We start from the raw sequence: 12457 nt of genomic DNA on the forward strand, positions 1-12457 counted from the left end.
CTCTCGTCCTCACCAAGTGACGACGGTCCCGGTCGGCGGACCGCCGCGGGGGCCGGTGGTATGGCCGCCCATGCGGTCCGTGGATCCGGGGCATGGCGTCGGCTGCGGCATGACCGGACCAACAACTCGTCGATCCGAATGGCCCGGCCTCGGTGCAGGATGGGTACGTGCTCCCTCCTCGACTGCTGTGGTGTGATCCCCGGCCCATCCCTCGGCTCAACCGGCAGGAGCCGGTGACCGTGATCGTCAGCGACCCCGGCTTCTACGAACCGGGTGACGATGACCACTGCTCGGTGTTCGAGTATTTCTGCCGGGCGCATGACCGCCCCTACCGGCACGGGTCCTGCGGGGAAGGGTCGCACCTCGTCGCCTTGGACCGTCAGGAGCACGGACCGGAGAACATGTGGCCGCAGCCTCGCATGCTGCTGTTCCCGGAAGGATTCGATCCGCCACTGAGCGACGCGCAGTTGGCCTGGGTACGGGCGGAGGACGACGCCGTCCGAGCGTGATCCGGAAGAGACGGTCTAGCCGCGCACCGATGCGTCAGCCCTCTCGGGCGCCCCGAAACGCGCCAGGCAGTGCCACACCTTCTTGACCGCCTGGGGGTCGTGGCGGCCGGCACGTACCGCGTCTCCGACCGTACGGGGGTCGAGGACGCCGCCCACGGCGATCTCCGTGCCCAGGTCGACGTACTCCTGGCCCCGGTAGTCGGGGTGACGGCGCAGTTCCTCGACCCCGAGACGGAAGCCGGGGTGCCACTCCACGGGGCAGCCGAGACGCGCGGCCGCGGTTTCGGCAGCGGTGCCCCGGTAGCAGGGGTTCAGGACCAGTGCCTCCACGTGATGGTCCAGCCGGACCGGCCCGTGCACCTGGGCCTCGATGTAGTCGTCGAGATCGTCCTGGGTGTCGGCCAGGGCGGACGCGATGAGCCCCATGCGGGCGGCGACACCGAAATCCGAGGGTTCGAAGAAACTGTCCGGGTAGCAGAACGTGGTCCGCGCCGCGGTCCGGGCCGTCAGCCGGAAGTGGGCGGAGCCGAACCGCGGCGCCCCGCCGACCGGCTTTCGGCGGAAGTTCAACGCCCCGTAGACGGGCCGCTCATGAGCAGGCGCCTCGTCATACGCCCCGTCGAAGATCCGGCTCTCCCAGCGCCAGCGGTCTCCGCCGGGATGCGCGGTCAGCCCACCGTTGCCGATGCCCGTGACGAACTGCGAGAGGTACCGGCCGTCCTCTGCCAGAGCGTCCAGGATCGGCTTGCCGTGGAGCAGCCGGTCGGGGTGGAAGTTGAGGGTCACGCGCAGCGAGGGATCCAGCGGTGGGCCCGACGCCAGTTCCGCGACATGACGAAGGGCCCGTTCCTGCGGTGTCCCGTGGGCCGGGGCTTCGGAGCTCATCCGCGCAGTGTCTCCCGGGCCGATCCGCCGGCGCACCCGCATTCCGTCGCGACCGGCCCGCGCCACAAGCCGATCCCCGCGGGCAAGTAGAGTGCCGCCATGGCCTATCCACCGATGCCGCTCCACCTCACAACCCCTCGGCTGACGTTGCGTCCGTGGACCGATTCCGATGTGGACGCCCACCGCGAGCTCGTCGCCGAACGGGGCGACGGCATGCCGTCGATCGAGCACAACCGGCGGATGATCGAGGATGAGCGCGCCGCTGCGGCACGGACGGGCATTGCCCTGCTGGCCGTCGTCCGCCGGGACGTGGGCGACTTCATCGGATACTGCGGGCTGACCGTCGGCCGGGCCTCCGCCGACGAGCCCGAGATCGCGTACGAGTTGTTCCGGCGGGTGCACGGACAGGGCTACGCGACCGAGGCGGCCTCCGCGGTGCTCGACGCCGCGATCGAGACCGGACGGAAGCGGCTCTGGTCGACGGTGCGCCCCTGGAACGCACCGTCGTTCCGCGTCCTCGACAAGATCGGGTTCACCCGCGACCACGTGTCGACGGACGATCGTGGCGAGCTGGTATGGCTCACCCGCACCCTGCCGTAGGAGGCGCGGGCGACCACGGTCCTTGTCCAGGGCAGGGCGCCTCGCGGAGCCGCTCGGAGAGTGGGACCGGCTCAGAGCCGGCCGGGCACCACGAAGATCACCCAGGTCACCGGCGGCGCCATCGCGGCCATACTGAGCCCCCAGGTCATCAACTTCCGGAAGACCGCGTCCCGTTGGTCCTCCGGGGCGTTGGCGGTGACCAGGGCGCCGCTGGTGGAGATGGGCGATGAGTCGACCACCGACGACGAGATGGCCAGGGCGATCACCATCCCGACCGCACCCACCTCGCCGCCCAGGAGGAACGGCACGGCCAGCGGGATGAGCGCCCCGAGGATGCCCGTGGTCGACGCGAAGGCGGAGACCACCGCGCCGATGCAACAGATCAGCAGCGCTCCGAGGAGCGGGGCGCCGACGTCGGCGACGCTGTGGCCGAGCCAGTCGATGGTCCCGATGCGTTCCATCGTGCCGACGAAGGTGACGACCCCGCAGACGAGCAGGACGGTCGACCAGGCGCAGCGGTCCACGGCTCCCTTCGCGGATTCGGGGGAGAGCAGTGACAGCACGACCGCCACGGTCAGCGCGAGCAATCCCACGTTCAGATCGGTGAACAGCGCCCCGAGGACCAGACCGAGCAGGCCGGTCAGGGTGAGGGCCCGGACCCGGTTGAGGCGCAGGGCCGAGGGACCGGAGGGATCGGAGAGTTCCGCGGTGCCGGTCGACGTGGGTGTCGGAGTGGTCGACGTGGGTGTCATGGTGGTCGAGGTCTGGAGGGCCACCGCACCCCCCGCCGGTGCCCCGGCGCCCCCGGTGTCGCCGCCCTTCGGACGGGCTTCCGGGACGTCGCCCGCGTTCCCGGGCACGGGTTCCCCGCTGTCCTGGGCCCGACGCCCTATCAGTTCTCTTCCGCCGAACAGGAAGAACACCACCGCACTGAGCAGGGCGTTGAAGACGAAGGAGCTGGCGAACAGCAGCATCGGGTTACCCGGCAAATCGTTCCGGGAGACCACACCATTGGTGATGCTGCCGAAGATACTGATCGGGGAAAAACCACCCGCGCTGGCTCCGTTGATGATGAAGAGCCCGAGGAGCACCGGATTGATCCGATAGCGGACAGCGAACCCCATACCGATCGGCGCGATGATCGCCACGGCAGCGGGCACGACCGCGCCCACCGCCGTAAGGACCGCTGTGATCAGGAACATCACCCAGGGGATCAGGGCAATGTGCCCTCGTACGGCCCGTGTTGAGGCGTGTACGAGCCAGTCGACCGTGCCGTTGTTCTTGGCGATGGCGAACAGGAACGTGACCCCGACGAGGACGACGAACAGATCGCCGGGGAATCCGCCGAATATCTCGTCCGCGCTCTCATGGACGAAAAAGGTGCCGACGACGAAAGCGGCGACGATGGCCAGCGCCCCCATATGCACCGAGGTAAACGTGGCGACAGTGAAAACCAGCGCCAATGCGATGAGGGATATGACGTGATCTGACACGAGGCTTCCCCGCCTTCGGTCGATGGCCATGGTGCGGGCGTGCGGGCATGCAGGCGCGACCCTCCCTGAGCAGGGCGGTGGGAGAAGAGGGTGTGCCGTAGCCCGGCATGGCGTCGGGAGCGCCCCGGCGCCATGGAATTCCGTCATTCGGAATGATGATTCCGCAATGAGGAGTATGGAAGCCTCGTAAAAGCGGGTGCGTCAAGGGGGCGCGGCAGAACTTTCACCCCGGGGTGACGGGGTGTCAGCCTCCGGATGCGCTCCCGAGGAGCTTCCCGACCCGCTGCGCCGCTTCGCACACGGCCGCCCCGAAGGCCGCCCGTGACGCGTCGGTCATCCGACTGGTCGGCACATTGACGCTGATGCTCGCCACCGGAGTCCCGGCCTCGCCGATGACCGCGGCGGCCACCGCCGACACGTCGTCGCGCCACTCGCCGGAGTTGGTGGCGTACCCGCGCGCACGGATCTCCGCCAGTTCGGCGCGCAGGTCCCCGGGATCGGTGATCGAGGTGCCGGTGAACCGGGAGAGGCCCTCGGCCACGTAGTTCTCCACGGTCTCGGTGGTGCTCGCCGCCAGGATCGCCTTGCCGTTCGCCGATGCGTGGGCCGGCAGATTCTGCCCGAGCGGCAGGATGATCCGCACCGGCTGGCTGGTCTCCAGGCGCTCGATCAGCACGATCCTGCCGCCCTCCGGCACCGCCAGATGCACGGTCTCGTCGGTCTGCCTGCGCAGCTCTTCCATCACCGGCACCGCGATGTCCCGCAGGCTCAGTTCACCGGTCGCGCTCCGGCCGACATGCAGCGCCTTCGCGGTCACCATCCATCGCGTGGGCGTCCCGGCAGCCTGCCGGATCCAGCCCGCCGTATGCAGCGTGACCAGGGCGCGCTGGACCGAACTCTTGGGCAGTTCCATGGCGCGCGCCAGATCGGCGACACCGATCGGCTGCCGCGCGGCGACCTCTTCCAGGGCGCGCAGCGCGTTGAGGACGTTCTGCATCCGTTGACTCCCTCGGCGGGCGAACCTATGCTCCAGCGTGCCAGCTTACGGTACAGCGTGCCGTGTCACGGCACAAGTCTTCGGAGGAGCCCGTCCCATGACGTCACGCACCGGCCGCCATTTCCTCCAGATCCCCGGCCCCACCAACGTCCCCGACCAGGTGTTGCGTGCCATGGCGGCACCCACCATCGACCATCGCGGCCCCGAGTTCGCCGCCCTCACCACCCGGCTGCTCGCGGAGATCAAGCCGGTGTTCGGCACCGCCGGGCCGGTCGTGATCTATCCGGCATCCGGCACCGGGGCCTGGGAGGCCGCCCTCGTCAACACGCTCAGCCCCGGCGACCGCGTCCTGTCCTTCGAGACCGGGCACTTCGCGACGCTCTGGCAGGACATGGCCCGCGCCCTCGGCCTGGACGTGGACTTCGTACCCGGGGACTGGCGCCATGGGGCCGACCCCGCCGAACTCGCCCTGCGCCTCGACGCCGACACCACGCACTCGATCAAGGCGGTCTGCGTCGTCCACAACGAGACCTCGACCGGCGTCACCAGCCGCATCGCCGAGATCCGTCAGGTACTCGACGACACGGACCACCCGGCCCTGCTGCTCGTCGACACCATCTCCTCGCTCGGCTCCATCGACTACCGGCACGACGAGTGGGGCGTCGACGTCACCGTCGCCGGATCGCAGAAGGGGCTGATGCTCCCACCCGGCCTCAGCTTCAACGCCGTCAGCGACAAGGCGCTCGAAGCCTCCAGGACCGCACGGCTGGCAAAGTCGTTCTGGGACTGGGCACCGGTCATCGAGGCCAACAGGAGCGGGGCCTTCCCCTACACCCCGGCCACCAACCTCCTCTACGGACTCGCCGAGGCGCTGGACATGCTCGCGGCCGAGGGACTGCCCCAGGTCCATGCCCGGCACGCCCGGCACGCGGCGGCGACCCGGGCCGCCGTACGGGGGTGGGGACTTGAGGTGCTCTGCGCCGACGAGCGCGAACACTCCGGATCCCTCACCGCCGTGCTGATGCCCGACGGCCATGACGCGGACAAGGTCCGGAGGGTCATCCTCGACCAGTACGACATGTCACTCGGCGCGGGCCTCGGCAGACTCACCGGCCGGATCTTCCGTATCGGTCATCTGGGCCACTTCAACGATCTGACCCTTGCCGGAACCCTCGCGGGGGTCCAGATGGGCCTGGAGATCGCCGAAGTGCCGGTCGACCCGGCGGGACTGGGCGCGGCACTGGACGTACTGCGCGCCTCGTGACCGGCGCTGCGCACGTCATCACCGACGCTGTGCCAGCCCCACGCACCTCACAACCAGCACCGCGCACCCTCATGACCGGCCCCGACACACCGAACTCCTCCCTCGTACCCACTTGGCACCCTGGAGTCGCATCCATGACACCGCCCCACGGCGAGACCCGGAACACTCCGTCGGCCGCCGGATCCCCCGACGACCGTGACCTCCGGCAACGGCTGAGCCGTGACCTCGACGGCGAGGTCGCCTTCGACGACTACACCCGGCACCTGTTCTCGCGTGACGCCAGCATGTACGCCATCACCCCGCGCGCGGTCCTCTTCCCCCGGCACGCGGGTGATGTGCAGGCCGCCGTGGCGGCGGCGATCGACCACGGCGTGCCGGTACTGCCGCGCGGTGCCGGAACCAGCCTCGCCGGACAGACCGTCGGCCCCGGCCTGGTCCTCGACTTCTCCCGCCATATGAACCGCATCGTCGACCTCGATCCCGAAGGGCGTACGGCTCTGGTCGAGCCCGGCGTCGTACAGGACCAGCTCAACCGGGCCGCGGCTCCGCACGGCCTGATGTTCGGCCCGGACACCTCCACCAGCAACCGCGCGACCATCGGCGGGATGATCGGCAACAACTCCGCCGGCAGCGGCTCCCTGCGGTACGGCATGACCATCGACCATGTCCGCGCCCTCGATGTCGTCCTCTCCGACGGAAGCACGGCCCGCCTGGAGCCCGTCGACGAGACCGAACGCGGACGGCGCGCCGGCCTGCCCACGCTGGAAGGCCGCCTCCACCGGGATCTCCCGCTGCTCGTACGGGCCAACGCCGATGCCATCGCCGAGGGGTTCCCGGACTTCTGGCGCCGTGCCTGCGGCTATCGACTGGACCGGCTGGCCCGAGAGGACACCCCCTTCGACCTGGCGAAGTTCGTCGTCGGCTCCGAGGGAACCCTGGCCATCGCCACCCGGGCCCTGGTCGATCTGGTGCCCAAGCCGGGCCGGACCGTCATCGCCGTGGGCCACTTCGCCTCGGTCGTCGCCGCCATCGAAGCCACCGAATCCGCCCTGGCCTGTCATCCGGCCGCCGTGGAACTCATGGACCGGAAGATCCTCGACCTCTCCCGCCGGAAGATCGAGTACGCCTCGCTCGGCACCCTCCTCCAGGGGGACCCCGAAGCACTCCTCTTCGTCAGCTTCACCGGCGACGACGAGACCGAACTCCTGGAGCGCCTGGGGCAGTTGACCAGCCTGTGGAATCGCCACGGCCACGGCTACCACACCCTGCGGGCTGTCACCCCCGAGCAGCAGGCGTCCCTGCTGAAGGTCCGCAAGTCCAGCCTGGGACTGCTGATGGCGGCAGGCGAGGGCACCAGAAGACCACTCGCGTTCGTCGAGGACACCGCGGTCGACCCCGCCCATCTCGCCGAGTACACCCGCCGTTTCAAGGACATCCTGGACGAGCACGGCCTCACCGCCGGGTTCTACGGCCACTGCTCCGTGGGCTGCTTGCACATCCGGCCCTTCGTGGACCTCGCCGACCCGCAGCAGATCACCACCATGAGGACGGTCGCCGAACGCGTCAAGGACCTCGTCACCGAGTACGGAGGCGTCAACTCCAGCGAACACGGCGACGGTCTGGCGCGCAGCGAGTTCAACCGGGAGATCTTCGGAGACGCCCTCTACGAGGCGATGCGCTCCGTCAAGGGCCTCTTCGACCCCCACGACCTGCTCAACCCGGGCAAGATCGTGGACGCGCCCGCCATGACCGACAACCTCCGGGACCCGGCGCTGCCGCCCGCCCCCGAATTGCGTACCCGGCTGGACTTCGACGTCGTGGGAGGCATGCGCGGTGCCGCCGACCGCTGCATGAACATCGGACTGTGCCGTAAGAGCGGCAGCGGTGCCATGTGCCCCTCCTACATGGCGACCCGCAATGAGCAGGACTCCACCAGGGGCCGGGCGAATGCCCTGGTCAAGGCGTTGTCGGAGCCCGATCCACGGAAGGCGCTCGGCGACGGGCGACTGCACGAGGTCCTCGATCTGTGCCTGATGTGCAAGGCGTGCAAGAGCGAATGCCCGCTGGGCGTCGACATGGCCACCCTCAAGGCGGAGGCGCTCTCCCATCACCACGACGAGCACGGGACACCCCTGCGGTCACGGATCTTCGGTTCGATCCGTCTCCTCAACCGGCTCGGCTCGGCCACCGCACCCCTGTCCAACCTGCCCGGCCGTATCGGCCCGCTGCGCCGCCTGATGGACCGCCGGCTGGGCATCGCCGCGGCTCGGCCCCTGCCACGCTTCCAACGACGCAATCTCGTACGCTGGTTCGACCGACGGCCGAAGGAACTTCGGCCGGCTGCCGCCCAGGGAACCGTCACCTATCTCGCCGACTCCTTCACCACGTACACGGAGCCGAGCATCGGCCGTGCGGCCGTCGAACTCCTCGAACAGGCGGGCTGGGACGTACGGCTGGAGAGCCGCGGCTGCTGCGGACGCTCCAGTTTCTCCAAGGGGCTCGTCGACGACGCCAACGAGAAGGCGTTCAAGCTCGCCCATCTCCTCGCGGAGACCACCCCCGCGGGCTCCCCGATCGTCGGCTGCGAACCCTCCTGTCTGATGACCCTGCGCGACGAACACCGGGCCCTGCTGCCCACGGACACGGCGGTCAAGGACATCTCGGGGCGCGTACGTCAGGTCGAGGAGCTGTTGGTGGAGGCCATCGACGACGGCCGCATACGTCTCGGCGACGCCGCCTGGCCCGCCGGACGGCGGCTGCTCTACCACGGCCACTGCCATCAGAAGGCCGAGGTCGGCACCGCCGCCACCCTCGCGCTGCTGAACCGCATCCCCGGCGTGGAGGTGGTCGAGCTGGACGCGGGCTGCTGCGGAATGGCCGGCTCGTTCGGTTTCGAGTCGGAGCACTACGACGTCTCCATGACGGTCGGCGGCGACCGGCTGTTCCCCGCGGTCGAGGCGGAGCCCGCGGAAACGGTGATCGTCGCCACCGGTGTGTCCTGCCGACAGCAGATCTTCCACGGCACCCGGCGCGATGCCTGGCATCCCGTGCAGCTGGTCCGGGAGGCGCTGATCGTCTGAGCGCCGGTCCGGTCGGCGCGGGATCGTCGTGCGGGGGCACGCATCGGCCGGGCCGCGTCGGACCTGAACGGGGTATTGCGTTGCCGCGTGGTGGAGTTGGTGGTGTGTAGCGTGGGCCTCGTTCCCTGGTGGCGGCTGTGCACCGGCATCAACCCGAGGAAGGACCATCTTGCCCATCGAGACAGTGCAGATTCCCACGGCGGACGGCCGGGCCGACGCGTTCGCCGCCTTCCCCGACGACGGCGCGCGGCACCCGGGGGTGCTGCTGTACATGGACGCCTTCGGCCTGCGGCCCGTACTGGAGGAGATGGCCCGCGAACTGGCCGGGCACGGGTACTACGTACTCGTCCCCAACGTCTTCTACCGGCACGGTCCGGCCCCCGTCGTCGCCCTCCCCGAGCACATCGGGGAGGAAGCCCGGCCCGCGCTCTTCGCCCAGCTGATGCCCTTGATCGAGGCGCACACCACCGAACGCGCCCTGCGCGACGCCGACGCCTACGTCGAGTTCCTCACCGCCCAGCCCGAGGTCGGCCCCGGACCGATCGCCGCGATCGGCTACTGCATGGGCGCCGTCCTGGCGATGCGCACCGCGGCGGCCCATCCCGGCCGGGTGGCCGCCGTCGCCGGATTCCACCCCGGCCGTCTGGTCACCGACGCACCCGACAGCCCGCACCGTCATCTCTCCGGGCTCACCGCCGAGGTCTATCTCGGCCCCGCCGAGAACGACATGACGCCCGAGACCATCGGCGAGCTCGACCGGGCCCTGGACGCCACGGGCGTCGGCCACACCACCGAGGTCTACCCCGGCACCGTCCACGGCTACACCATGGCCGACACCGACGCCTACGACCCCGCGGCGCTGCAACGCCACTGGGACCGGCTGCTCCCCCTCCTCGACCGCACCCTCACCAACGGCTGAGGCCCCGGAGCGGGGTCGCGGCTCATGACTCCGGCTCGTCCGGCAGCGGTGGGATCGACGCACCGGCCGACAGCAGTCTCCGCGCCAGCGCGCGGCAGCGCCGCCCGAGCTCCGGAGGGTCGAGTACCTCGAAATCGTGCCCCAGCAGGAGCACGTGCATGATCAGGAAGTCGAGACCGGCGGCGCCACTGAGCACCTCGCAGTGTTCGCCGCCGCGCTCTCGTACGACGGCCGCCGATGCCGGTATCTGCGCGCGCACCGTGTCGGCCGGCGCGTGCACGAGGAAGCGCGCCCGGTGCGGGTAGACCCGGCTCGCCACCCCCTCCTGTACGTATGTCGCCGCGTCGGGTGCCTCGCGTGGGCAGAAGCGCCAGGTCCGTGCGGACACCTCGGTCATCCGGTCGACGCGGAAGCTTCGCCAGTCGTCGCGGTCGAGGTCGTAGGCGAGGAGGTACCAGCGCCGGTCCGAGGCGACCAGACGGTAGGGCTCGACCCGGCGCCGTCGCACCTCGTTCCCCGACGGGTAGTCGAAACCGGCCTCGACCTCGTCGCGGCAGGCCCGAGCCAGCGTCATGAGCACCTCGGGGTCGACCGGCGTGCGGCCTCCGCCGAAGGACTCCACCGAGCCGGAGAGCGCGCGCACCTCGTACCTCAGCCGGGTGGGCAGCACCTGGTCGAGCTTGGTCAGCGCCCGCAGTGCGGCGTCACCGGCTCCGGCGACCGCACCGCCGCCCGTGCCCCCCGCACCGACGAGCAGCGAGACCGCGGTGGCGATCGCCTCTTCGTCGTCGAGGAGCAGTGGCGGCAACTCCTGTCCCGGCCCGAGCCGGTAGCCGCCGCCGACGCCCTGGCCGGCGTGCACCGGATAGCCGAGCGTGCGCAGCCGCTCGACATCGCGGCGCACCGTGCGCGAGGTGACCCCGAGCCGGGCGGCGAGCTCCGGCCCGGTCCAGCTCTGACGCTGCTGCAACAGCCCGAGCAGGGTGAGCACCCGCTCCGTCGTGCCCCGCTCGGCACCGCTCCCCACATCCATGCCGCCCACCCTGCCAGAGATAGCGGACCGATTCTGTCCGCCTGGGGTGTCAGGGTGGCTCCATGGACGCAGACGAACCCGACTGGAACCGAACCCTGCGCGAGCAGTGGGAGTTCCACTGGAACCACCAGCTCCGAGCCCGGCTCGAAGACCTCACCGATGACGAGTACTTCTGGTCGCCGGTGCCGGACGCCTGGAGCGTGCGGCCGCGCGGCAGCTCGGCGGCGCCCGTGCAGGCCGGTACCGGGGACTTCACGATCGACTTCGCCTTCCCGCAGCCGGTCCCTCCGGCCTTCACGACGATCGCCTGGCGACTCGGTCACGTCATCGTCGGTGTGCTCGCCGCGCGCAACGCGGCGCACTTCGGCGCACCGGCCGCGTCGTACGAGAACTGGGAGTACGCCGGCAGCGCGGCCACCGCGCTCGATCAGCTCGGGACCCAGCTCGATCTCTGGCTGGCCGGGGTGCGCGGCCTGGGCGACGCCGGGCTCCGGGTCCCGGTCGGCGAGAAGGAGCCCTTCCCCGAGGCGCCCATGGCCGATCTGGTGCTGCACATCCACCGCGAGCTGATCCATCACCTGTCCGAGGTCTGCCTGCTGCGCGACCTCTACCACCACACCAACCCCGCTACGAACGGAGCTGCCCGATGAGCCGGCACATCCAGATCACCTTCGACGCCCATGACCCGCGTGCGCTGTCGTCCTTCTGGCGTGACGCACTGGGTTACGTCCACCCCGGCCCGCCCGGCGTCGACCTGCCCGAGGGCGCCGATCCGCTGGCGGCGTGGGACGACTTCCTCGTCCGGATCGGCGTACCGGAGGGGCAGCGCAACTCGAAATCGGCCATCGAGGACCCGGACGGACAGGGCCCACGCGTCTTCTTCCAGCAGGTGCCGGAGGGCAAGGCCGCCAAGAACCGCGTCCACCTCGATGTCCGTGCGGCTCCCGGGCTGCACGGCGAGGAGCGGATGGCGGCGCTGGAGGCCGAGTGCGACCGGCTGGTCGCGCTGGGAGCGAAGCGGGTGCGCCGCGACGAGCCCACTCCCCCGCTGAGGGCCGGATTCATCGTGCTGACCGACCCCGAGGGCAACGAGTTCTGCCTGGACTGACGCGGACCGGCCCCTCACCTCCCCCTGATGCACGGGGAGGTGAGGGGCCGGGCCTGTCGTGGTGTGGTGGGTGTGCCGGGTGGTCTCAGGCCTTCGGCTGGGTGAAGCGGATGCGGTTGCCGAACGGGTCGCGCAGGCCGCAGTCGATCCCGTACGGACGCTCGGTGGGTTCCTCGGTGAACTCCACGCCCTGTGCCAGCAGCGTCTCGTAGGTCTTGCGGCAGTCGTCCGTGGTGAAGATGAGCCAGCCGCCCATCGCTCCCTTGGTCACCAGCTCGCGTACCTGCTCCGCCGTCTCCTCCGACATCGCGGGAGCGCCCGGCTTCTCCAGCAGGATCTGCCGCTCGGGGTGACCGGGGACGCTGACGGTCAGCCAGCGCATGAAGCCCAGGTCCACGTCCGCGCTCACTTCCAGGCCGAGCTTGCCGACGTAGAAGTCGAGGGCCGCGTCCTGGTCGAGGACGTATATCTGTGACTGTGTGATGGCGTTGAACATGTCCCTCACGCTACCGAGCGGCGCGGACGAGAACTTATCCAAAACTGCTCGACCCACGGGCGACGCGCAGGGC

The 12457-nt window shown here is 70.1% G+C and carries 12 protein-coding genes; 7 read left to right on the forward strand and 5 right to left on the reverse strand.

What is annotated here, in order from left to right; translation table 11 throughout:
- Nucleotides 1–233 precede the first annotated feature (233 nt).
- A complete protein-coding gene (locus GA0115234_RS00005; protein WP_093538746.1) occupies nt 234–509 on the forward strand; it encodes a hypothetical protein in 276 nt (91 codons plus the stop codon).
- Between the two features lie 15 nt (nt 510–524).
- Here GA0115234_RS00005 and GA0115234_RS00010 read toward each other — a convergent pair whose 3' ends face one another.
- Nucleotides 525–1394, reverse strand: a complete 870-nt coding sequence (locus GA0115234_RS00010; RefSeq protein WP_093538747.1) for a DUF3626 domain-containing protein — start codon at nt 1392–1394, stop codon at nt 525–527.
- Nucleotides 1395–1493: 99 nt separating this feature from the next.
- Between GA0115234_RS00010 and GA0115234_RS00015 the strand changes: the two genes are divergently transcribed.
- Complete coding sequence (locus tag GA0115234_RS00015; RefSeq protein ID WP_093538748.1) at nt 1494–1994, forward strand: GNAT family N-acetyltransferase; 501 nt, start codon at nt 1494–1496, stop codon at nt 1992–1994.
- A gap of 71 nt (nt 1995–2065) precedes the next feature.
- Here GA0115234_RS00015 and GA0115234_RS00020 read toward each other — a convergent pair whose 3' ends face one another.
- Together GA0115234_RS00020 and GA0115234_RS00025 are read right to left on the reverse strand one after the other, a co-directional pair.
- Nucleotides 2066–3487, reverse strand: coding sequence for an SLC13 family permease (locus tag GA0115234_RS00020; protein ID WP_093538845.1), 1422 nt, complete (start codon nt 3485–3487; stop codon nt 2066–2068).
- 244 nt (nt 3488–3731) lie between these two features.
- Nucleotides 3732–4484: an IclR family transcriptional regulator gene (locus tag GA0115234_RS00025; RefSeq protein WP_093538749.1), complete on the reverse strand. Its 753-nt coding sequence runs from the start codon at nt 4482–4484 to the stop codon at nt 3732–3734.
- Between the two features lie 97 nt (nt 4485–4581).
- On the opposite strand from GA0115234_RS00025, the gene GA0115234_RS00030 reads away from it, so the two are divergent.
- From GA0115234_RS00030 to GA0115234_RS00040, 3 genes are all read left to right on the forward strand, one after another.
- Nucleotides 4582–5748, forward strand: a complete 1167-nt coding sequence (locus GA0115234_RS00030) for a pyridoxal-phosphate-dependent aminotransferase family protein (RefSeq protein ID WP_093538750.1) — start codon at nt 4582–4584, stop codon at nt 5746–5748.
- A 134-nt stretch (nt 5749–5882) separates the two neighbouring features.
- Nucleotides 5883–8828 carry an FAD-binding and (Fe-S)-binding domain-containing protein gene (locus GA0115234_RS00035; protein ID WP_093538751.1) on the forward strand — a complete coding sequence of 982 codons (2946 nt, stop codon included), beginning with the start codon at nt 5883–5885 and terminating at the stop codon, nt 8826–8828.
- Nucleotides 8829–8997: 169 nt separating this feature from the next.
- A complete protein-coding gene (locus GA0115234_RS00040; protein WP_093538752.1) occupies nt 8998–9747 on the forward strand; it encodes a dienelactone hydrolase family protein in 750 nt (249 codons plus the stop codon).
- 22 nt (nt 9748–9769) lie between these two features.
- On the opposite strand, the gene GA0115234_RS00045 is transcribed toward GA0115234_RS00040, so the two are convergent.
- Nucleotides 9770–10780, reverse strand: a complete 1011-nt coding sequence (locus GA0115234_RS00045; RefSeq protein WP_093538753.1) for a helix-turn-helix transcriptional regulator — start codon at nt 10778–10780, stop codon at nt 9770–9772.
- 62 nt (nt 10781–10842) lie between these two features.
- Here GA0115234_RS00045 and GA0115234_RS00050 point away from each other — a divergent pair, with 62 nt between their 5' ends.
- Nucleotides 10843–11430, forward strand: a complete 588-nt coding sequence (locus GA0115234_RS00050) for a DinB family protein (RefSeq protein WP_093538754.1) — start codon at nt 10843–10845, stop codon at nt 11428–11430.
- Nucleotides 11427–11888: a VOC family protein gene (locus GA0115234_RS00055; RefSeq protein WP_093538755.1), complete on the forward strand. Its 462-nt coding sequence runs from the start codon at nt 11427–11429 to the stop codon at nt 11886–11888. The genes GA0115234_RS00050 and GA0115234_RS00055 overlap by 4 nt, the downstream gene beginning before the upstream one ends.
- 85 nt (nt 11889–11973) lie before the next feature.
- On the opposite strand, the gene GA0115234_RS00060 is transcribed toward GA0115234_RS00055, so the two are convergent.
- Nucleotides 11974–12384 (reverse strand): VOC family protein, encoded by a 411-nt coding sequence (locus GA0115234_RS00060; protein WP_093538756.1) that lies wholly within the window; start codon nt 12382–12384, stop codon nt 11974–11976.
- Nucleotides 12385–12457 lie beyond the last annotated feature (73 nt).

The sequence above is a fragment of the Streptomyces sp. DvalAA-43 genome (assembly GCF_900091725.1).
GTDB classification, from domain to species: Bacteria; Actinomycetota; Actinomycetes; order Streptomycetales; family Streptomycetaceae; genus Streptomyces; species Streptomyces pulveraceus.

Bases quoted from the DNA above. Each gene is read 5' to 3' on its own strand.
- GA0115234_RS00010 (WP_093538747.1), bottom strand. From the start codon at position 1,394: ATGAGCTCCGAAGCCCCGGCCCACGGGACACCGCAGGAACGGGCCCTT.
- GA0115234_RS00015 (WP_093538748.1), top strand. From the start codon at position 1,494: ATGGCCTATCCACCGATGCCGCTCCACCTCACAACCCCTCGGCTGACG.
- GA0115234_RS00025 (WP_093538749.1), bottom strand. From the start codon at position 4,484: ATGCAGAACGTCCTCAACGCGCTGCGCGCCCTGGAAGAGGTCGCCGCG.
- GA0115234_RS00030 (WP_093538750.1), top strand. From the start codon at position 4,582: ATGACGTCACGCACCGGCCGCCATTTCCTCCAGATCCCCGGCCCCACC.
- GA0115234_RS00035 (WP_093538751.1), top strand. From the start codon at position 5,883: ATGACACCGCCCCACGGCGAGACCCGGAACACTCCGTCGGCCGCCGGA.
- GA0115234_RS00045 (WP_093538753.1), bottom strand. From the start codon at position 10,780: ATGGATGTGGGGAGCGGTGCCGAGCGGGGCACGACGGAGCGGGTGCTC.
- GA0115234_RS00050 (WP_093538754.1), top strand. From the start codon at position 10,843: ATGGACGCAGACGAACCCGACTGGAACCGAACCCTGCGCGAGCAGTGG.
- GA0115234_RS00055 (WP_093538755.1), top strand. From the start codon at position 11,427: ATGAGCCGGCACATCCAGATCACCTTCGACGCCCATGACCCGCGTGCG.
- GA0115234_RS00060 (WP_093538756.1), bottom strand. From the start codon at position 12,384: ATGTTCAACGCCATCACACAGTCACAGATATACGTCCTCGACCAGGAC.